Annotated in this window: 17 protein-coding genes and 1 tRNA gene; 9 read left to right on the top strand and 9 right to left on the bottom strand. The window is 71.1% G+C overall.

What is annotated here, in order from left to right; translation table 11 throughout:
- The first annotated feature begins 62 nt into the window (after positions 1-62).
- From HDA40_RS21370 to HDA40_RS21355, 4 genes are read left to right on the top strand one after another with little or no spacing between them, the layout of a single operon-like run.
- Entirely contained in the window at positions 63-1043 is a 981-nt protein-coding gene (locus HDA40_RS21370; protein ID WP_253758607.1) for a 5-dehydro-4-deoxyglucarate dehydratase, read from the top strand.
- A complete protein-coding gene (locus HDA40_RS21365; RefSeq protein ID WP_253758604.1) occupies positions 1040-2299 on the top strand; it encodes a glucarate dehydratase family protein in 1260 nt (419 codons plus the stop codon). The genes HDA40_RS21370 and HDA40_RS21365 overlap by 4 nt, the downstream gene beginning before the upstream one ends.
- Positions 2293-3435: an alpha-amylase family protein gene (locus tag HDA40_RS21360; protein ID WP_253758602.1), complete on the top strand. Its 1143-nt coding sequence runs from the start codon at positions 2293-2295 to the stop codon at positions 3433-3435. The genes HDA40_RS21365 and HDA40_RS21360 overlap by 7 nt, the downstream gene beginning before the upstream one ends.
- Positions 3432-4724, top strand: coding sequence for an aldehyde dehydrogenase family protein (locus HDA40_RS21355; RefSeq protein WP_253758600.1), 1293 nt, complete (start codon positions 3432-3434; stop codon positions 4722-4724). Before HDA40_RS21360 ends, HDA40_RS21355 begins: the two co-directional genes overlap by 4 nt.
- 241 nt (positions 4725-4965) lie before the next feature.
- On the opposite strand, the gene ku is transcribed toward HDA40_RS21355, so the two are convergent.
- The gene (ku, locus tag HDA40_RS21350) at positions 4966-5979 is read right to left on the bottom strand and encodes a non-homologous end joining protein Ku (protein ID WP_253758597.1); all 1014 of its coding nucleotides are present in this window, start codon (positions 5977-5979) and stop codon (positions 4966-4968) included.
- 74 nt (positions 5980-6053) lie between these two features.
- Positions 6054-6126, bottom strand: a tRNA-Thr gene (locus HDA40_RS21345).
- 263 nt (positions 6127-6389) lie between these two features.
- On the opposite strand from HDA40_RS21345, the gene HDA40_RS21340 reads away from it, so the two are divergent.
- Positions 6390-7481: an ABC transporter ATP-binding protein gene (locus tag HDA40_RS21340; protein WP_253758595.1), complete on the top strand. Its 1092-nt coding sequence runs from the start codon at positions 6390-6392 to the stop codon at positions 7479-7481.
- Positions 7482-7540: 59 nt separating this feature from the next.
- Here the strand turns inward: HDA40_RS21340 and HDA40_RS21335 are convergent, their stop codons facing one another.
- Complete coding sequence (locus HDA40_RS21335; protein ID WP_253758593.1) at positions 7541-9385, bottom strand: hypothetical protein; 1845 nt, start codon at positions 9383-9385, stop codon at positions 7541-7543.
- 146 nt (positions 9386-9531) lie between these two features.
- Here HDA40_RS21335 and HDA40_RS21330 point away from each other — a divergent pair, with 146 nt between their 5' ends.
- Entirely contained in the window at positions 9532-11310 is a 1779-nt protein-coding gene (locus HDA40_RS21330; protein WP_253758591.1) for an NAD-binding protein, read from the top strand.
- On the opposite strand, the gene HDA40_RS21325 is transcribed toward HDA40_RS21330, so the two are convergent.
- Together HDA40_RS21325 and HDA40_RS21320 are read right to left on the bottom strand one after the other, a co-directional pair.
- Positions 11286-11951: a phospholipase A2 gene (locus HDA40_RS21325; protein ID WP_253758589.1), complete on the bottom strand. Its 666-nt coding sequence runs from the start codon at positions 11949-11951 to the stop codon at positions 11286-11288. The genes HDA40_RS21330 and HDA40_RS21325 overlap by 25 nt on opposite strands.
- Positions 11952-12162: 211 nt before the next feature.
- A complete protein-coding gene (locus tag HDA40_RS21320; RefSeq protein ID WP_253758586.1) occupies positions 12163-13404 on the bottom strand; it encodes a DUF4032 domain-containing protein in 1242 nt (413 codons plus the stop codon).
- A 91-nt stretch (positions 13405-13495) separates the two neighbouring features.
- Here HDA40_RS21320 and HDA40_RS21315 point away from each other — a divergent pair, with 91 nt between their 5' ends.
- Both HDA40_RS21315 and HDA40_RS21310 read left to right on the top strand, forming a co-directional pair.
- Positions 13496-14734 carry a trypsin-like serine peptidase gene (locus HDA40_RS21315; protein WP_253758584.1) on the top strand — a complete coding sequence of 413 codons (1239 nt, stop codon included), beginning with the start codon at positions 13496-13498 and terminating at the stop codon, positions 14732-14734.
- 9 nt (positions 14735-14743) lie between these two features.
- Positions 14744-15442: a phosphatase PAP2 family protein gene (locus HDA40_RS21310; RefSeq protein ID WP_253758581.1), complete on the top strand. Its 699-nt coding sequence runs from the start codon at positions 14744-14746 to the stop codon at positions 15440-15442.
- A gap of 53 nt (positions 15443-15495) precedes the next feature.
- On the opposite strand, the gene HDA40_RS21305 is transcribed toward HDA40_RS21310, so the two are convergent.
- The 4 genes from HDA40_RS21305 to HDA40_RS21290 are packed head-to-tail and all read right to left on the bottom strand — an operon-like array spanning position 15496 to position 19349.
- Positions 15496-16344 carry a class II fructose-bisphosphate aldolase gene (locus HDA40_RS21305; protein ID WP_253758577.1) on the bottom strand — a complete coding sequence of 283 codons (849 nt, stop codon included), beginning with the start codon at positions 16342-16344 and terminating at the stop codon, positions 15496-15498.
- A gap of 31 nt (positions 16345-16375) precedes the next feature.
- Positions 16376-17461, bottom strand: coding sequence for an N-acetylglucosamine-6-phosphate deacetylase (nagA, locus tag HDA40_RS21300; protein ID WP_253758574.1), 1086 nt, complete (start codon positions 17459-17461; stop codon positions 16376-16378).
- Entirely contained in the window at positions 17458-18453 is a 996-nt protein-coding gene (locus HDA40_RS21295) for an ROK family protein (protein WP_253763717.1), read from the bottom strand. Before HDA40_RS21295 ends, nagA begins: the two co-directional genes overlap by 4 nt.
- A 17-nt stretch (positions 18454-18470) precedes the next feature.
- Positions 18471-19349 carry an SIS domain-containing protein gene (locus tag HDA40_RS21290; protein ID WP_253758572.1) on the bottom strand — a complete coding sequence of 293 codons (879 nt, stop codon included), beginning with the start codon at positions 19347-19349 and terminating at the stop codon, positions 18471-18473.
- A gap of 175 nt (positions 19350-19524) precedes the next feature.
- Here HDA40_RS21290 and HDA40_RS21285 point away from each other — a divergent pair, with 175 nt between their 5' ends.
- Positions 19525-20310 carry a DeoR/GlpR family DNA-binding transcription regulator gene (locus HDA40_RS21285; protein WP_253758570.1) on the top strand — a complete coding sequence of 262 codons (786 nt, stop codon included), beginning with the start codon at positions 19525-19527 and terminating at the stop codon, positions 20308-20310.
- Positions 20311-20396: the final 86 nt, after the last annotated feature.

The following is a 20396-nucleotide window of genomic DNA, read 5'->3' as shown; positions in this document are numbered from 1 at the left end:
TCAAGAAGCCGTCCACATATGTGAACGCGCCAGAACACCGCAGAGCCACCGAGAGGGGCACCGTGCGACTTCAGGGTCTGCTCTCCTTCCCGCTCACGCCGTTCACCGCTGACGGCGCCGAGGTCGCGCTCGACGTCTTCGCCGACCATGTCGAGGCGCAGATCGCGGCCGGACCCAGCGGCCTGTTCGTGGCCTGCGGAACCGGCGAGTTCACCGCGCTGAGCCTGGCCGAATACCGCGACGTGGTCGCGACGGCCGTCCGCGTGGCCCGGAATCGGGTGCCGGTGTTCGCCGGGGCGGGCGGGGGTCCGCAGCTCGCCCGCGAGTTCGCGGTCGTCGCGGCCGAGCATGGCGCGAACGGGCTGCTGCTCTTGCCGCCCTATCTGGTGGCCGCGCCGCCGCGGGGTCTCGTGGAGCACGTACGCCTGGTCGCGGGCGCGACCGACCTGCCGATCGCGGTGTATCAGCGGGCGAACGCGGTCCTCGATCCGGCCGCGGCGGTGGCGTTGCTCGACGTTCCGACCGTCGTGGGGATCAAGGACGGTCGCGGCGACGTCGACGCCATGCTGCGCCTGGTCACCGCGGTACGCACCAGCGGCCATCCCCGGGCGGCCGAGTTCGGCTTCCTGAACGGGTTGCCGACGGCCGAGCTGAGCGTCCGGGCGTACCGGGCGATCGGGGTGGACAGCTATTCCTCGGCGGTGTTGTGCTTCGCCCCGGAGATCGCGACCCGGTTCTGGCGTGCGGTCGAGGCGGACGACGAGGAGGCGATGAACGCCCTCCTGGCGACGTTCTACCTGCCGCTGGTCGCGTTGCGCGACAAGGTCCCGGGGTATGCCGTCGCGCTGGTGAAGGCGGGTGCGCGGCTGCGGGGGGTCGACGTCGGCCCGGTGCGGCCGCCGCTGGTGGACCTGACGCCGGAGCACCTCGACGAACTTGTCTCGATCCTCGCCGCCGGACTGGATCTCGCCAAGACACTCGACTCGGCGAAGGCGCCCGACACCTCGACAGACGCGGAGACGGCGAAGGGATCGCTCCAGTGAAGATCAGGGAAGTTCGGATCACTCCGATCGCGTTTCCCGATCCGCCGCTGCTCAATGCCGCGGGCGTACACCAGCCGTGGGCGCTGCGCACGATCGTCGAGGTCGACTGCGGTGACGGCTTGGTCGGCCTGGGTGAGACCTACGGCGACGCCCCGCACCTGAAGCTGATGCGGGCGGTCGCGCCGCATCTCGCCGGGCACGACGTCTTCGCGACCACCAAGATCCAGCGTGCCGTTCAGGCGCTGGTGGGGGAGAAGGACGCCCCGGACTTGCACGGGCTGACGGGCCGGTCGAGTCCGGAGAAGACGGTCTCCCGCGTGTTCTCGCCGATCGAGGTCGCCTGCCTGGATCTCCAGGGTCAGGCGACCGGCCGGCCGGTGCACGACCTGCTGGGCGGAGCCGTCCGTGACGCGGTGCCCTTCTCCGCCTACCTCTTCTACAAGTACGCCGCCCACCCGGGTCAGGACGAGGATCCGTTCGGCGAGGCGCTGACGCCGGTGCAGATCGTGGCGCAGGCCGGGCGCATGATCCAGCAGTACGGGTTCGGTTCGATCAAGCTCAAGGGCGGGGTCTTCCCGCCGGACGAGGAGCTCGCGGCCGTCAGAGCCCTGCGCGAGGCGTTCCCCGATCATCCACTTCGGATCGATCCGAACGCGGTGTGGGGTGTGGAGACTTCGCAGCGCATCGCCGCCGAGGCGGACGGGCTGCTGGAGTACCTGGAGGACCCCACGCCGGGCCGCGCCGGGATGGCCGAGGTCGCGAAGTCGGCGTCGATGCCGTTGGCGACCAACATGTGCGTGGTCGCCTTCGACCACCTGCCGGAGGCGATCGAGCTGGGCAGCGTCCAGGTGATCCTCTCCGACCATCACTACTGGGGCGGCCTGCGGCAGTCGGCCCGGCTCGCCGGGATCTGCCAGACCTGGGGGATCGGGCTGTCCATGCACTCCAACAGCCACCTCGGGATCAGCCTGGCCGCGATGACCCACCTCGGCGCGGCCGTCCCCGAACTCTCGTACGCGGCCGACACGCATACGCCGTGGCAGTTGGGGGTGGACGTGGTGGAGACGCCGCTGCGGTTCGTCGACGGGGCGGTGCCGGTGCCGACCGGTCCGGGGCTCGGCGTCACGCTCGACCGGGACGCGCTCGCGCGGATGCACGAGGACTACCTGCGCTGCGGAGTCACCGAACGCGACGACACCACCTATATGCGGCGGACGTTCGACCCCGAGTTCCGGAACACCAGCCCACGATGGTGACGCCGAACCCGCGTCACGCGATCAGGCTGAGCGGTCACGCGTACCCGTGGGATTGCAACGGTGACCCGGCCTTCGCGGATCGGGTGCGTGACCACGGTCTGGAGTGGGTGACCTTGGCCGCGGCCTATCACTCGACGCGGGCCGCGACCCCGCTGCATCCCGGCCGTCAGCTGGTGGACGCGCATTCCGCGGCGCTGTACCGGCCGGTGCGCGACGTCTGGCGGCGGCTGCGGCCGATCGGCGCGAGCTGGCTGCCGGAGCCGGACCCGTTCGGCCAGGCCGCGCGGGGCCTGCGGCGAAAAGGGCTGAAGGTGAGCGCGTGGATCGTGCTCACCCACAACACCCGGCTGGGCCGCGAACATCCGGACGTCTCGGTGATCAACTGTTTCGGCGAGCGGTACCCCTATGCGTTGTGCCCGGCCCAGGAGGAGGTCCGCGACTACGCGGCCACGCTGGCGGCCGAGGCGCTGCACGACGTCGAGGTGGACGCGGTCTCGCTGGAGGCCTGCGGCCAGCTCGGCCTCGTCCACCTCAGCCACCACGAGAAGACCGACGACGCCTGGACCCCGCTCGCCCAGCGGCTGCTGTCGGTCTGCTGCTGCGCGGCGTGCCGCTCCGCCTGGTCCGCGCGGGGTCTCGACGCGATCGAGGTGGTCGCGGCGTTGCGGGCCGCGGTCCGGTCCGGCGGCGACCTCACGCCCGAGACCTCCGCGTTGGTCCTGGCCGCGCGGCAGCAGGCGGCCGATCAGTTGCGCGCGGCCGTTCTCCAGCTTGTACGCGAGAAGCAGCCGACGGCCGAGGTGACTCTCCACGGACACCCGGATCCCTGGGCGACCGGGGCCTCGCCGGGGCTCACCCCGACGGCAGCGGCCGACGTGGCGGCCGTGCTCGTGCCGTGCTGGCCGGTCGGGCCGGGAAGCTACGACCTCGTCGAGCGCGCCGCCGAGTTCGGTAGTGTGGACGCGTACCTGACGGTCCTCCCGCCGGCAGGTGCCGACGCCGTCGTCGCGCACGGGCAACGCCTGGTCGCGGCCGGGGCCGACCGGATCAGCCTCTACCACCTGGGGCTGGCCGCGGCCTGGCGGCAACCACTGTTCACGCAGCTCGTCGCTGCCCTCTCGGGAGGTCGCTCGTGAGTCTCGTCTTCCACGTCCCGTCCACCTCGCCCGGTACGCCGGCCCAGCGCCGGGAACTCCTGCACGCCTTGGCCACCGCCCTGGAAGCGGCCCGCGACGAGGTCGTCAAGGTCGCCGGGGCGGAGACCGGGCTGACCGACGCCCGGCTGAACGGGGAACTCGACCGGACCTCCGGCCAACTGCGGCTGCTCGGCGACTACGTGGCCGACGGACGGCATCAGTCCACCCGCGTCTCGCCCGGAGCCGGCCCCGGTGGCGTCGACATCCGGCAGATCGTCGTACCCGTCGGGCCGGTCGCCGTGTTCGCCGCCTCCAACTTCCCGCTCGCCTTCGGCGTACTGGGGGGCGACACCGGCTCGGCCCTGGCGGCGGGCTGCCCCGTGCTGGTCAAGGCACACCCGGCGCAGCCGCGTACGTCGGAACTGCTCGCCTCGATCGCCGCGCCCATCCTCGGGGGCGCCTTCGCGATCGTCCACGGCGGCGCCGATGTCTCCCTGGCGGTCGTACGCCATCCGGAGATCAAGGCAGTGGGCTTCACCGGCTCGCTGGTCGGCGGCCGGGCGCTGATGGACGAAGCCGCCGCCCGCCCCGACCCCATCCCCGTGTACGCCGAGATGGGCTCGATCAATCCGGTCTTCGTCCTGCCCGGGGCGGCCGCCGACCTGGACCGGGCGGGCGCGCTGGCCGCCGCCGTCACCGGCTCGTCGGGACAGCTCTGCACCAAGCCCGGCCTGGTCGTCGTCCCGTCGACCGCGACCCCGTTCGCCGAAGCGCTGGCGGAGGCGGTCGCGGACACCCCGGTGCACCGGATGCTGACTGACGGGATGGCGGCCGCGCACGCGGACTGGATCGGCACACTGCGTACGTCGGGTCTGGCCGTCTCCATCGGGACGGCGACGCCCGCCGCGGTCGCCACCATCGTGGACGCCGACTCGCTGGGCGAATCACTGCTGTCCGAGCACTTCGGGCCGTCCGTCGTGATCGTCCTCGCCGACGACTTCCCCGCGCTGGCCGCGACGCTGGACGGTCAGCTCACCGCCACCGTCCACGCCTCGCTTCCGGAGGACGCCGAAGACGCCCGGGACCTGCTGCCCGTGCTGGTGCAGAAGGCCGGCCGGGTGGTGTGGAACGGCGTACCCACCGGGGTGGCCGTGGTGGACGCGATGCTGCACGGCGGACCCTGGCCCGCGACCTCGGCCGCGTGGTCGACCTCGGTCGGGACGGCGGCCGTGGAGCGCTTCCAGCGCCCAGTGGCCCTCCAAGGCGTCCCCACCGACCTCCTCCCCTGACGCCCCCCTCCGCCCTTTCCCGCCCCCCTTTCCGCCCCCTTCCCCGCCCCCCTTTCCGCGCGATCATGAACTAACGGTCGTGATCAACCGGCGTGTCGTGTCCGTAGCTCCCTGATCAACTCCGCGGCGGCATGATCAACGGGGCGCTGTCCGACGCGGGGTCGTCGGCAGCGTGGAGCTGTCGGCGCGGTGGCGAAGGCGTCGACGGAGGGGAACCGTCGGCGGCCGCAGGGAGCTGCGGTCAGGCGGCTTTCTTCCGTGTCGTCTTCTTCGCGGGGGCGGCCTTCGTCGCCGACTTCGCCTTGGAACCCGTGGACTTCGAGGCGCTGGCCTTCGGAGAGGCGCTCTTCGATGAGGCCGCTTTGGCGGTGGTCGCCGACTTCTTGGTGGTGGACTTGGCGGCCGGTGCCTTCTTGGCGGTGGACTTGGCGGCAGGGGCGGTTTTGGCCGCCGGTGCCGCCTTCTTCGCCGGTCGGCCGCCACGGTCGCGGGCCGCTTCGACGGAGGCGGTCAGGACGGAGAGCAGGTCGGTGGACTTCGTCGGCTTCTCGGCCGGCACCGCGATGGTCTCGCCGTTCAGCTTGGCCTCTACCAGCTCCTGAACCGCCTCGCGGTACTCGTCGGTGTGCTCGGCGGGATCGAAGTCACCCGCCATGGACTCGACCAGCGCCAGGGCCATCTGCCGCTCCTGCGGCCGGATCTTGGCGTCCTTGCCGGCGAAGTCGAAGTCGGGCTCGCGTACCTCGTCGGGCCAGAGCATCATGCTCAGCACGAGCACGTCGTCGCGTACGCGGATGGCCGCCAGATGTTCCTTCTGACGCAGGGCGATCTTGGCGATCCCGACCCGATCGGCCCGGCCGAGCGCCTCCTTGATCAGCAGGTATGGCTTGAGCGCGGCCGCACCGTCCGGGGCCAGGTAGTACGCCTTGTCGAACAGGATGGGGTCGACCTGCTCGGACGGCACGAATTCGAGGACGTTGACCGTTTTGGCCGTCGCCACCGGTACCTCGTCGAGATCGTGGTCGGTCAGGACGACCATCTCGCCGTCGACCTCGATGCCCTTGCCGATCTCGGCGTACGGGACCTCCTCGCCGTCGGCCGAGCAGACCCGCTTCATCTGGATCCGGCCGCCGTCGGCCGCGTGGACCTGGTGAAAGCGGAGATTCTTCTCCTCGGTCGCGGTGTAGAGCTTCACGGGTACGCCGACCAGGCCGAGCGAGATCGACCCCTTCCAGAGCGCGCGCATGGTCGCCATGACCTCAGCGTGGCACGCCGAAATTTCCGGCAAGAGGGATTTGTCGGATCTCGTGCGGAGAGGGAAGATGGGAGAGCCGCCTGGGGGACTTGAACCCCCAACCTTCCGATTACAAGTCGGGTGCGCTACCAATTGCGCCAAGGCGGCGATGCCGGACATCGTACCCGGCCGGTCCACCCTGAGTAACCGCCCGGTCCGGCGTGAGCGTAACCGCCCGGTCCACCGCGAATCGGGCACGGTCCGCCCTGGGGGCTGTCGATCCCTCGGCCACCTGGTGTCCAGCAGATGATCGAGGACTTGGCAGGCGGCTCGAATGCGGTTACCTTGGCTGCCAGACCGGGTGTTCGTGTGCCCGGACCTTTTACTCGGATCGTCCGGCACGTTCCTGCCGGTGGAAGGAAGCACCCCTTATGGCTACGGTCTCTTACCGTAAGGCGTCCCGGATCTACCCGGGCAGCCAGAAGCCCGCCGTCGACTCGCTCGAGCTCGAGATCCAGGACGGCGAGTTCCTCGTCCTCGTCGGCCCGTCCGGCTGTGGCAAGTCCACCAGCCTCCGGATGCTGGCCGGTCTGGAAGACGTCGACTCCGGCGCGATCTACATCGACGACCGCGAGGTCACCAACCTCCCGCCCAAGGCCCGCGACATCGCGATGGTCTTCCAGAACTACGCGCTGTACCCGCACATGACGGTGTACGAGAACATGGCGTTCGCGCTCAAGCTGCGCAAGACCCCGAAGTCGGAGATCGACGTCCGGGTCAAGAAGGCCGCGCAGATGCTGCAGCTGGAGGACTACCTCAGCCGGAAGCCGAAGGCGCTCTCCGGTGGTCAGCGTCAGCGTGTCGCGATGGGCCGTGCCATCGTCCGGGAGCCGCAGGTCTTCCTCATGGACGAGCCGCTGTCGAACCTTGACGCCAAGCTCCGGGTGCAGACCCGTTCGCAGATCGCCGGTCTCCAGAAGGAACTCGGCATCACCACGGTCTACGTCACGCACGACCAGATCGAGGCCATGACCATGGGCCACCGGGTCGCGGTCATGCTCGACGGCGTGCTGCAGCAGGTCGCGAGCCCCCGTGAGCTCTACGACCGGCCGTCCAACGTCTTCGTCGCGGGCTTCATCGGCTCGCCGGCGATGAACATCAAGAAGGTCCAGCTCACCGACGCGGGCGCGGTCTTCGCGTCGCTGGTGCTGCCGCTGACCCGCGAGCAGGTCGAGGCGGCCCGCGCCGAGGGCGGCGACGGTCAGGTCATCGTGGGCTTCCGCCCCGAGGACTGCGACCTCGTCGGCGCCGGCGACGGCGGCATGCCCGTCGAGGTCGAGCTGGTCGAGGACCTGGGCGCCGAGGCGAACGTCTACGGCCACGCCCAGATCAACGGCGGTCTCGAGCGCTTCGTCGTGAAGACCGACCGGCGCAGCATGCCGGACATGGGCGAGACGGTCTACGTCAAGCCGCGCGTCGGCCAGCACCACGTCTTCAACGCCGCCACCGAGCAGCGCATCTGACGCAGAGCACACAGAACGGCCCCGGCGCTCGCGTCGGGGCCGTTCTTTTCTGGCAGTGATCAGTCGAGCGGCAGCAGGCTCGCCACCGTGCCGACCAGCGGCAGGCTGCGCAGAATGCCCGAGGCGACCGGCAGCGAGCCGACGATGGGCAGGTCGCTCACGACCGGCAGCTGCGACAGCGTACGCCCGAGCGAGAGGCCCGGCAGCGAGCTGACGACGGGCAGGCCCGACTCGCCGCGCGACGGGAACTCCGCGTCCTCACCGGCGACCGGGCGGTCGGTCTCGGCGTGGCGCGCCGCGTGGGCCTGCGGAGCCGCGACGCGGGTGACCGCCGTCGGGGCCGACGCCGGCCGGGCCGTGGTCATGCCGGGCGCCGGGAGGGCGCTCAGCGGCTCTGCCTGCGTACCACCGAGGAGACCGCCGGTGACGCCGCCGAGCGGGTTGCCCCCCAGAGAGCCCAGCGCGTCACCGCCGGTGACGCCGCCCAGGCCGCCCGTGAGCCCACCCAGGATGCCGCCGGAGTCGCCACCGGTGAGCCCGCCGAGTACGCCGCCCGTGCCACCGCCGAGCAGGTCGCCCACCATCGGGAGGCTGCCGACGACCGGCAGGCCGGCGGAGCGGCCGTCGCTGAGCAGCCCCCGGCTCATGAGCTGGTTGACCACCGGGACGTTGTCGATGCTGGGCAGGCCCTGCCCGTTGAGCACGGTGCCGACGACGGGCAGCTTCTGGGCCAGGTTGCCGACGACGATGATCTTGCCAAGCCCCGAGTCGCTGAGGATCGGGCCGACCAGCGGCAGACCGTCCACGACCGGGATGCTCTCCGGCGCGACCATCTTGACGTCGACGTTCGGGTTGTCGGCGAAGAACATCGACGGGTCGAGCCCGCTCAGGTCGTCGCCGAGCAGGGCGTCGTCGCCGACCGCCGAGTCGTCGCCGAGGTCCCAGTCCAGGTCGAACGGGCTCGGCGCCTGCGCGCCGTCCGGTCCGAGGTTGCTCGCGGCCTGCGCGATCATCATCGGGACGAGGTTCTGGCCGGCCTGGGTGAGCTGGTCGGCGATCGCCGGGTCGAGGTCGGCCTGGGTGCCGGTCGAGGTCTGCACGGCGGGGTCGTCGTCGCCCAGCGCGGCCGGGTCGAACTGCGCCGGGTCGAACTGGTTCGGGTCGAATTGCGACGGGTCGAACTGCCCGGCGTCGAACTGGTTCGGGTCGACGGCCGGAGCCTGCCGGGCCGGCTGAGCCGGCTGAGCCACTGCGTCGCCGCCGGTCAGCCCGCCGGTGAGGCCGCCGAGCAGGTTGCCGCCGGTGAGCCCGCCGAGGATGCCGCCGGAGTCACCGCCGCCGGTGAGCCCGCCGAGCAGGTTGCCGCCGCCGGCGGCGTCGCCACCGGTCAGGCCGCTGGTGAGGCCGCCACGGGTGAGCCCGTCGACGACGTTCAGCGGGCCGCTGGAACCGGTGAGCCCGCCGAGGATGCCCCCGGCACCCCCGCTACCGGTGAGGCCGTCGGTCAGGTTCGACAGCCCTGGCAGCCCCTCCGTGCGCTCGGGGAGCATCGCCACGGCCGGAACCGAGTCGGCCAGGCTGGGCAGGCGGCCGCCGAGGAAGACGTCCTGCCGCTGCGGAAGGTGCGCGGTGACACCCGCGCGGCCGTCGTTCGTCCGCAGCTGCAGCGGAGCCCTCGCGTCCAGGCCGGCGTCGACGCCGTTGCCGGGCAGATCCACGGAGACTCCGAGATCTGACAGGCCGTTGGTCGGCGAGAAGATGTTGTTCAGGAGTCCGCGCAGGGCCTGGGGGTCGGTCACGGGCGCTGCCGTGGCCTCATGGGCGTGCGCAGCGGCGCCGCCGAGCAACCAGATACCGCTCGCGACGCCGACGGTGCCGACGGCGCGGAAGAGCCACTTGTTCATGTCCATCCATTCGTTGCTGACCGGTGCACCGAAGCACGTCCGTGTGCAGTCGTCCGACGAATTCAACGACCAACTCGGGCAAATCGTTCTGCACAGGCACGTAACACCCGATGAAGGGGGATGCTGCGAACCCCTACGATGCGGGCGTGGCCCCCTCAGCCTCCCTGCCCCCGTTCAGCCGGGGCGTACCGAAGATGCTGGCCGCGTTGCGGCCGTCCGGGCGTGCCGGTGACGGCGACACCTTCGTCGTGTGCGGCGCGAACGCATTGACCTATCGGCTCGTGGAGGAGCTGAGTCAGCGCTACGGCGCGCAGGTCACGGTGATGATGACGCCGGCGCAGAAGCGCTCCGGCCGCGACTTCTCCGACCTCGCGGGCGTACGCGTGGTGACCGCGGAGCGGTTGGACGACCGGGCCTTCGTCAGCGCCGGGATCCGTACCGCGGCCGGCTTGGCGCTGACCGAGCAGGACGACGTCGGCAACATCCACGCCGCGATGCGAGCCGAGGAGATCAACAGCCGCCTGCGGATCGTGATCCGGATGTTCAACCTGAGCCTCGGGCTGCGCGTACGGCAGCTGTTCCGGGATTGCGCGATCATCTCCGACTCCGCCATCGCCGCCCCGGCGTTCGTCCAGGCGGCGCTCGGCGACGGTGCGCCGACCTACTTCCGGCTCTCCGGCCGTACGCTCTACGCCGCGTCCCGGGCGGACGTCGCCCCGAGCGACGTGATCTGCGATCTGTCGCAGACCGGCCCGGACGGGGCACCCGACGTACTGCCCGTCGTCGACCGCCCGGGCCCTACCGACGTGGTGCTTGCGGTGGCCCACGGGGAACGGCAGACCAACGGCCACGCCCGGGGTACGCCGCTGCGCAAGGCCCGGCCGTGGAGTCTCGGCCCGCTCGTGCGGAACCTGCGGCAGTCGGTCAGCCGGTCGCTGCGGATCGCGTTGGCGGTGACCTTCGGCGTACTGCTGGCCGGTGGGGTGAGCCTGGTGATCAGCAGCGGCGAGGGCGTCTGGGTCGGGATCTATCAAACGCTGCTCACGGCGTTCTCCGGCGCCGACGCCAGCGAGGACATCGCGGTCCAGATCAGTCAGCTCGTCGTCACGGTCGCCGGGATGGCCCTCGTCCCGCTGCTCACCGCGACGGTGGTCGAGGGCCTGGTCAACACCCGGCTGGCGGTGTCCTCCGGGCGGCTGCTGACCCGCCGGGAGAACCACGTCGTCGTGGTCGGGCTGGGCAACGTAGGCACGCGGGTCATCCGATCACTGCACGACTTGGGCGTACCGGTCGTCGCCATCGACAAGAACCCCGACGCGCGGGGCGTGGCGCTGGCCCGCGAGCTGGAGATTCCACTGATCATCGGGGACGCCAGCCGGGAGGAGACGCTCCGGACCGCCTCGATCACGACCTGCTCCGCGCTGGTCATCGTCTCCACCGACGACGTGGTCAATCTGGAGGCGGCGCTCGGCGGCCGCACCCTGCGGCCCGGCCTCAAGGTCGTGGTGCGCCTGTTCGACACCGACTTCGCCGAGCGCCTGCAACGGACCTTCAGCATCGGCACCTCCCGCAGCGTGTCCGCGCTGGCGGCCCCGGCGTTCGCGGCCTCGCTGCTCGAACGGGAGGTGCTCGCCACCATCCCGATCGGCCGCCGGGTCCTGCTCGTCGCCGAGCTGCCGATCGCCCCCGGGTCCCGGCTCGACGGCCGGGCCATCGGCGAGATCGGCTCAGCCGGCGAGGCCCGCGTGATCGCCCTCAGCGCGCTGGGCGAACCCCGGCCGATCTGGTCACCGGCCACGGAACGCCGGCTGGAACCGCTCGACCGGCTCACCGTGATCGCGACCCGAGCCGGGCTGAGTCGGCTGCTACGGCTCGCGGCGGCGCCGGACGACCCGATCGGTCACGCCGTCGCGGTGGCTCGCTGATAGATCAAGAGCCTGCGGGTACGCCGCCAGAGGCGACGGACGCGGCGACGCGCGGGGAAGGTGATCAGCAGCAGCCCCAGCAGCACCAATCCGGCCGTACGCACGAGGCCGGCGGTGTCGACGGGCGGCCCGGACATCTGCCGCCAGGAGTTGAACCCGACTCCGGCGGCGAACACGTCGACGGTGGCCTGGCAGGCAGCGTACTCGGAGCCGGCGGTGGTCTGCTCGCACTGCGTACGCAGGTCGGCGACCAGCCGGGCGTCGATCGCCGTACGCGCGTCCACGCCGAGCGGCTCACCCCGGCGTTCGGCGTACCGGAGCAGGTCGTAGCCGAAGTCATGGGCCTTGCAGGCGATGTCGAACGCGAACGGGCGGCCCTGGCCGGGAACCGAGCAGGAGCCGTTCGGGTTGGTCGTGCGTACTTCCCCGTCGGCCAGCGTGGCGGTGATCGGGGTGTAGCCCATGACCGCGGCGAATCCGTCGGGCACCGCGGCCCGCCCGGTACGCATCAACGCGGTGACGGCGGCGCCCGCGGCCGGATCGCTCTTGCCGGTCGACGCGGGGGCGGGGGCGACGATGAGGATGGTGCTGAGCACGGCACCTAGGGCGGCGGCGAGCCAGAGCTTGCGTCGTCGCGTCACGAGGGTTCCTCGCCATCGTCGGTGGGGGGAACCCCCGGGGGTCGGTCCACTGCGTCCTGTCAGCGCGGGAGGGGGCCCGCCCCGGGGATGAACGCGCAGGCCAGGCTACCGATCGGGACTATGGAATCCGGGGAGGCTGTGACATCTGTCACCCATCGTGTCGCCCGGCCGGGGTCGGCCGGACCGGGCTGGCGACTCCGACGAGTCCGGCCTACAACTCCGGCGAAACGGTCTCCTCGACGGGCTCGTCGTCCTCGCCGGCGTCGTAGCCGAGGATCGCCTGCTCGTCGGGGCGGTGCACGAGGACGTCGTTGAGGAATGACTGGACCGCCGGGGCCAGGCCGACGTCGCGGCCCGCCTTCTCCGACAGGTGGAAGCGGTGCTCGATGATCTGGACGAACAACTCCGGCGGCTCCAGCTTGCGCCGCAGCGCGGCGGGCACCGCCCGGACCACCGGCTCGAAGACCTCGGTGAGCCAGCGGTGGGCCGCCTGCGACTCGTCGGCGAGATCCGACTCGGCCCGGTACGCGTCGAGGTCGTTGAGCAGCCGGCGCGCCTGGTTCTCCTCGGCGTCCAGGCCGGTCAGGCGCAGCAGGCGGCGGGTGTGGTGGCCGGCGTCGACCACCTTCGGCCGGATGTGCACCTGGCTGTCGACCACCGACATCGAGACCTCCTCGACGTCGAAGCCCATCTCGTTGAGCCGGCGGATGCGGCGCTCCATGTTGCGCCGGGTGTCCTTCTCGACCTTCTCCTCGTGGGTCAGCTCGTGCCACAGCGTCTCGTAGCGCCGGACGACCTCGTCGGAGACCTGCTCGGGGTCGATCGCCTCGTGCAGCAGCCCGGCCGCCTGAAGGTCCAGCGACTCTCCGAAGATGTTCGTCCGGGCGATCTCCAGGTCCTCGTCCCGCTGGCCGTTGGACAGCCGCAGGTGCAGCGCGCCGGTCTCCGCGTCGACCAGGTACGCCGCGAACGCCCCGGCGTCCCGGCGGAACAGCGTGTTCGACAGCGAGCAGTCGCCCCAGAAGAAGCCGAGCAGGTGCAGCCGGACGAGCAGGGCTGCCAGCGCGTCGAGCAGCCGGTTCATCGTCTCCGGGCGCAGCGTGTGCGAGAAGACGGCCCGGTACGGCAGGGAGAACTGGAGATGCCGGGTCACCAGCACCGGCTCCAGGTGCTCACCGTCGGCCGCCACCCGGTCGGCCACGATGGCGACCGCCTCCACCGCCGGGGCGCCCAGCCGTTCGAGCGCCCGGAGCAGGTCGTACTCCCGTTCCGCGATGCGCTCGCGCGTCTCCTTGGCCGCGTACACGGTGCCGTCGAGGCGCACGAAACGCACGACATGCCGGGAGATGCCCTGGGGCAGCGCCACGAGGTGGTCCGACGGCCAGTCCTCGAGCGGCGTGGGCCAGGGCAGCTCGAGCAGGGCCGGGTCGACTAGGGCCGAGGTGATCCGCACTCGACCATCCTCCTGGATCAGCGCACGCGTCGCGAGTAGATCGTGGCTCGTTGCACATCCCGTGAAGCCGGCCACCCTCAGGAGGCGATGAATGCGACGTACCCTGGCTCTCGCTCTGGGCCTCGCGGCCGTGCTGGCGGCGGGCACCGCGACCGCCGCGCACGTGCTGCGCCCGGACGACCAGCCCCAGCAGCAGATCTGGTCCACCGGGGCGGAGGAGACCGGCAAGGTCGAGGCCGCGCGGACCACTCTCGGCTACGTGGGTACGCGTAAAGACGCGACCTTCCGCTATCCCGGGGCCGACTATGTGAAGGTCCACTTCACCCGGTTGGCGTTGCTGCCCGGCGACTATCTGACGGTCTCCCGGCCGGACGGCGGGGAGATCCAGCGATACGACGGAAAGCTGCTGGAAGGCGTGACCGACACCGTCAACGATCTTGTCGACGGGTCGGGCGGCAAGTGGGCGATGTCGATCACCGGTGACACCGCGGTCGTCCGCCTGCACCTGGCCGATGACGTCCTCGGGCTCCGTGGCAGCCTCGCGCAGCTCGGCGTGACGGTCGACAAGGTGGCCCGGGGCATGACCGCCACCGAGCGCGCGGCCAAGAAGGCCGACGACGACCGCAAGCGCGAACTCGCCCGCACCGGGCGGGAGGAGAGCGTCTGCGGCGGCGACGACAAGACCGACGCGGTCTGCTACAAGACCACCGATCCGGTCATGTACCAGCGCTCGAAGGCGGTCGCCCGGCTGCTGATCAAGGGCACCGAGCTGTGCACCGCTTGGCGGGTCGGCCCCGACAACCGGATGATCACCAACCACCACTGCTTCACCACCGACGCCGAGGCGGCCGACACCGAGGTGTGGTTCAACTACTCCTGCGCCCGCTGCGGCGGGTACGAGGTGTTCAAGCCGACCAAGGTCTGGGCCGCACACGTCCTGTCCACCGACAAGCGCCTGGACTACACGCTGTTCACCGTGGACGACTTCGCCTCGGTCCAGCAGTACGGCTATCTCCAGTTCGACGTCCGCGCGCCGAACAAGGGTGAGCAGGTCTACATCCCGCAGAACCCGGCCGGCGAGCCGACCGCGATCGCCGCGTCGAGCGACTCCGACCGCCAGGGCAACTGTCAGATCGTCGATCCGGCGTACGACGGGTATGACACCGACACCGACGCGTCGTACTACTGCGACACCGAGGGCGGCTCGTCCGGATCACCGGTGATCTCCCGGGTCACGAACAAGGTGATCGCGTTGCACCACTTCGGCGGCTGCCCCAACTCGGGCGTACGCATCGACGAGATCTATCAGGCGATCGGGCGGCTGCTGTAGTTTGGGCGGATGATCTCCCCCCGGTGGCGTTCCTGGTGGTGGGACGGCCTGCTGCTGGCAGGGCTGGCCGTCACCACCTGGCTGGCCGCCGCCGGGGTCACCGACGATCTCGACCTGGCGATCCGGGCCTGGTGCATGGATCACGACCCGTCCGGGGCGCGACGCGTCGCCATCGCGCTGAACCACTTCGGCCAGGGCTGGGTGCTCACCTGGGTGCTCACGGGTGGGCTCACGCTCGCCGCCCTCGTGCGTACGTGGAAAGTGCAGGTGGTGTTGCCGGGGGCGGCGGCGTACCTGCTCGCCGGGCTCGGGGCGGGTCCGCTGAAGATCTGGTCCGAACGGGACGCGCCCAGTTCGACGCAGTTTCCGCCGGACATCGCCGTCCAGTTCTTCAACGACGCCGCCGACTATTCCCGGTCGTATCCGTCCGGGCACCTCGTGAACACGTTCGTCTGGTGGCCGGCGATCCTGACGCTGCTGGCGATCGTGCTCGGCCGCGCGGTGCCCACCGGCGTACGCCGTTTCCTGCTGATCGCGCCGCCGACCATCGTCTTCGGGACGACGGTCTTCCTGTCGTACCACTGGTTCACCGACGACATCGCGGGCGTCTTCCTGGGTCTCTTCCTCGCCCGCCTGTACGCCCGCATCCCCTGGACGCGAGTCGGCCTGTCCGTTCCCACCAGATCAGGGATCCACGTCGAATCTTGAGCGAAGATTCGACCCGGATCCCTGATCCAGCGCGAAACGAAACGGCGCGGTGACTAGCCCAGGAGGGTGAGGAAGGCGGCGACGGTATCGGCCATCGCGGCCCGGGCGGGCTTGAGGTACTTCCGCGGGTCCACCAGTTTGGCGTCGCCGTCGAGGATCGGCCGGACCGCACCGGTGAACGCGATGTTCAGCGCCGTCCCGATGTTGACCTTCGCCAGGCCGCCCGCGACCGCCCGGCGTAGCTCGTCGTCGCCGACGCCGGACGACCCGTGCAGGACGAGCGGCACCTCCACCGCCGTCCGCAGGGCCGCGATCAGGTCGTGGTCGAGGACCGCGTCGCGGCTGGTCATCGCGTGCGAGGAGCCGACGGCGACGGCGAGACCGTCCACACCCGTCTGCGCCACGTAGTCGGTCGCGTCGGCCGGTGACGTCCGCGCTCCCGGCGCATGTGCCGACAGCGGCGCCTCGCCGTTCTTGCCACCGACCTTGCCCAGCTCCGACTCCACCCAGAGCCCGTGCGCGTGGCCGAACTCGGCGGCCGAGCGTGTCGCGGCGACGTTGTCGGCGTACGCCATGGTCGACGCGTCGAACATCACGCTGCTGAAACCGTGCTGCGGGGCCTGTTTGAGCAGCTCGACCGACTCCACGTGATCGAGATGCAGCGCACACGGCACCGTCGCGTCCCGGGCGACCGCGAGCGTCGCGGCGGCGATCGGGCCGAGCCTGCCGTGGTGGAACTTCACGGCGTTCTCGCTGATCTGGAGGATCACCGGCCGGCCCGCGGCCTCAGCGCCGGCGACGATCGCCTCGGCGTGCTCCAGAGTGATCACGTTGAACGCGGCCACCCCGGTGCCGTTCGCCGCTGCCCCGGCCACCAACTCCGCAGTAGAGACGACGCTCATGCGATCACCAACTCCTCGGTAGAGACGACACTCATGCGGTCACGACCGAGGTCACCTCGAAGGACGGGGAGAGCGTGACGACGTCGGCGCGTTTGCCGACTTCCAGCGAACCGCGGTCGCCGTCCAGGCCGAGGACGGCCGCCGGGGTCGTGCTCGTCGCGCGTACCACATCGGAGATCGTGAGACCGGCGCCCACAGCCTGGCGGAAGGCCGCGTCCATGGTGAGCGTGGAACCGGCGATGGACCCGTCGCGCGCGAGGCGCGCCAGCCGACCGGCCACGACGACCGCCTGGCCGCCGAGTTCGTACTCGCCGTCGGGCATGCCCGCCGCGGCCATCGCGTCGGTGACCAGCAGGGTCCGATCCGGACCGGCCGAACGAGCGGCGAAGGCGAGCGTCCCGTCGTGCAGGTGGAAGCCGTCGGCGACGAGTTCCACCGCGATCTGCGCCGCGCCGAGCAGGGCCAGGATCGGTCCGGGTTCGCGGTGGTGGATGGGCCGCATGCCGTTGAACAGGTGCGTGGCGACGGTGGCTCCGGCGGAGATCCCGGCGAGCGCCTGCTCGTAGGAGGCGTCGGTGTGCCCGATCGCGGCCACGACGCCCTCGGCGACCAGCAGTCCGATGGCGTCGAGGGCGCCGGCGCGCTCGGGCGCGATCGTCATCATCCGGACCGCGCCCTCGCCCAGCTTGATCAGCTCGGCGATCTCGGCGGTCGACGGATCCCGCAGGTACGCCGGATTCTGCGCCCCGCACCGCAGCTCGGCCAGGTACGGCCCTTCGAAGTGGATGCCGCCGAGGACGCCCTCCTCGACCAGCGGCCGGTACGCGACCGTCGCGTCCCGCATCAGTTCGAACGGGCTGCTGACCAGGCTGGCGAGCACCGTGGTGGTGCCGTGCCCACGGTGGAAGGCGGCCACCTCGCGGGCGGCGTCGGCGTCACCGGTGGTGAAGGTGTGCCCACCTCCGCCGTGCGTGTGGATGTCCACGAAACCCGGGACGATCCACTGCTCGGTGTCCGCCTTGCCGGGCGTGATCGCGGCGATGCGGCCGTCCTCGACGCTCAGCGAGCCGGTGACGATGCCGGACGGGGTGACGATCTTGCCGCTCAACCGGGTCACAGCTCGGCCTCCAGAGGGGTCAGCACCGCGGGGTCGGTGGGGTGGTCGAACTCGGCGACGGTCAGCGCGAGCAGAGCCGCGCCGAGGCAGCCCGCCTCGTCGCCGAGCCGCGCCCGGACGATCTCGGGCTCGGTGAAGAACGCGATCCGGTCGCGCAACGCCTGCCGGAGCGGGGTGAGTAGCTGCTCGCCGGCCTCGGCCAGGCCGCCGCCGATGATGACCTGCGACGGGTCGTACAGGGCTTGCGCGGTGAGCAGCGCGTCCGCCAGCGCGTCCACCGTCTCGGCCCACACCTCGGCCGCGACGGGATCCCCGGCGGCCGCTTGCGACGCGACCTCGCGAGCCGACGCTGTCACACCGACGCGTTCGGAGTACCGCCGCCCGACTGCCGAGGCGGACGCGATGGCTTCGAGGCAGCCCCGCTGACCGCAGCCGCAGACCGGGCCGCCCGGCCGGACGATGATGTGCCCGATCTCGCCCGCACCCCAGTGGCCGCCCGCCAGCACCTTGCCGCCGACGATGTGCGCCGCGGCGATCCCGGTGCCGATGGGGATGAAGAGCACCTGGTCGTAGCCGGCTCCGGCGCCCAGCGTCGCCTCGGCCAACCCACCCGTACGCACGTCGTGCCCGACGCGTACGGGCAGTCCGACGCGGGCGGTCGCGAGGTCGCGCAGCGGCACGTTCCGCATGCCGCCGGTGTTCGCGGCGTACCGGATGACGCCCTCGGCCTCGTCCACGACGCCGGGAATGCAGATGCCGACCGCCACCGGGACGAGGTCGTCGGCGACCGCCTTGGCGGCCAGCCCTTCGACGACACTCAAGATCGTCTCGACGACCGCGTCCGCGCCTCGCTCGGCGCCGGTCGTGTGCCGTTCCGAGTGGACGACCTGGTGGTCGGGGGTGACCAGGGCGCATTTGATGCCGGTGCCGCCGACGTCGACGGCGATGACCACCTGCGCTTCGACGTCGGTCCGGCCGATCGGCTCCGGCATCCCGTTGTAGTTCTCGCTCACGGTTCCAGGATCACCGATCGGGTGAGGTTCCGGGGAGTGTCGGGGTCCAGTCCCTTGTGCCGGGCGAGCGCGACGGCGAAGCGCTGGGCCAGAATCAGGTCGGCCATCGGGTCGCGGCCGGAGGCGTTCACGAAGGTCGCGCCGGTCCGGGCGACGTCGGCGTCCAGACCGGCCGGCACCTCGCCGAACGCCCAGACAGCGCGGCCGGGAGCGGAGATCGAGATCGGGCCGTGGCGGAAGTCCATCGCCGGGTACGCCTCGGTCCAGAACGCGGCGGCCTCCCGGCACTTCAGGGCGGCCTCCTGCGCCAGGCCGACGGTCCAGCCGCGGCCGACGAAGGTCACCTGCTCGGTGGCGGTCGGGTCGAGCGGCAGCTCGGCGGTCACGGTCTGCTCGGCGTCGGCGATCGCACCGCTGAGGTCTTCGCCGAGATGAGCCCGGAACAGCGCGAGAGCGCTGGTCGCGAACCGGGTCTGCACCACCGACTTCTCGTCCGCCCAGGGGAGCAGGACGGTCTCGTCGGCGGCCGTCACCGCGGGCGAGTCCGGGTCGCCGATGATCGCCGTGGTCGGGATCGAGGTGGCGGCGATGAGGTCGAGGACCTCGGTGGTCGTCCCGGAGCGGGTGATCGCCACGATCCGGTCGTACGCGCGGTTCAGCGGGAACTCCGAGCCGGCGAAGGCGTCGGTCTCGCCGAGCCCGGCTGCCTCCCGGAGCCCGGCGTACGCCATCGCCATGAACCAGGAGGTGCCGCAGCCGACGACGGCCACCCGTTCGCCCGGACGGGGCAGCGCGCCGGCCGCCTCGCCGGCCAGATCGACCGCCCGTCGCCAGGACGCCGGCTGGCTGGCGATCTCCTCATCGACGTACGCCATGAACCCACCTTTGCTCAAATCAGCTCGTTACAGCGATGTTTCGAGCGACATTGTGCGCGAGGCGGCGAACCGCCCGCAAGCCGCGCCGGACTTCGCGCAGGTCCACGCTTTGCATCCGGGGTTATCGAGCATTAGTGTGCACGAAACTACTCACCAAACGCGCAGGAGGCGACCGGTGGACCGCTATGCGCGGTGGAACTCCCTGCTGGAGCTGCTGACCGACACCGGCCGGGTCACAGTCGAGGAGGCGGCCGAGCGCCTCGACGTCTCCCAGGCGACCATCCGGCGCGACTTCGACCAGCTGGCCCAGCAGCAGATGATCACGCGTACGCGGGGCGGCGCGGTCGCCAACGGCGTCTCCTACGACCTGCCGCTGCGCTACAAGACGGCCAAGCACTCCGAGGAGAAGCAGCGCATCGGGGCGGCCGCCGCCGCGCTGGTCAGCCCGGGGATGGTCGTCGGCCTCAACGGCGGCACCACCACCACCGAAGTGGCCCGGGCCCTCGCCGTACGCCCCGATCTGGCGTCGGGCGCGGACGACGCGCAGCTGACCGTGGTCACCAACGCGCTCAACATCGCCAACGAACTGCTCGTCCGGTCCCGGATGAAGATCGTGGTCACCGGCGGTGTCGTCCGCCCGCAGTCGTTCGAGCTGGTCGGCCCGCTCGGCGGCGGCATCCTGCGCGAGGTCACCCTCGACGTCGCCCTGCTCGGGGTGGACGCGCTCGACGTCACCCTGGGCGCGGCCGCCCACCACGAGGGCGAGGCCGCGATGAACTCGCTGATGGTGGCGCGAGCCAAACGGGTCGTCATCATCGCCGACGCCTCGAAGCTCGGCGGTCACGCGTTCGCCCGGATCTGCTCGGTCGACCGGATCGAAACACTGGTCACCGACTCCAGCGCCAACCCCGACCTGATCGAGGGCTTCCGGCACGCCGGCCTCACCGTCATCGTCGCCTGACCCCCGTCGGGCGCGTTCGGCACGCCTTCGGGCGCTGGATCAGGGATATGGGTCGAATCTTGGCCCAAGATTCCAGGCATATCCCT

This window comes from Hamadaea flava (assembly GCF_024172085.1).
GTDB lineage: Bacteria > Actinomycetota > Actinomycetes > Mycobacteriales > Micromonosporaceae > Hamadaea > Hamadaea flava.
This window is presented reverse-complemented; position numbering and strand designations above follow the sequence as displayed.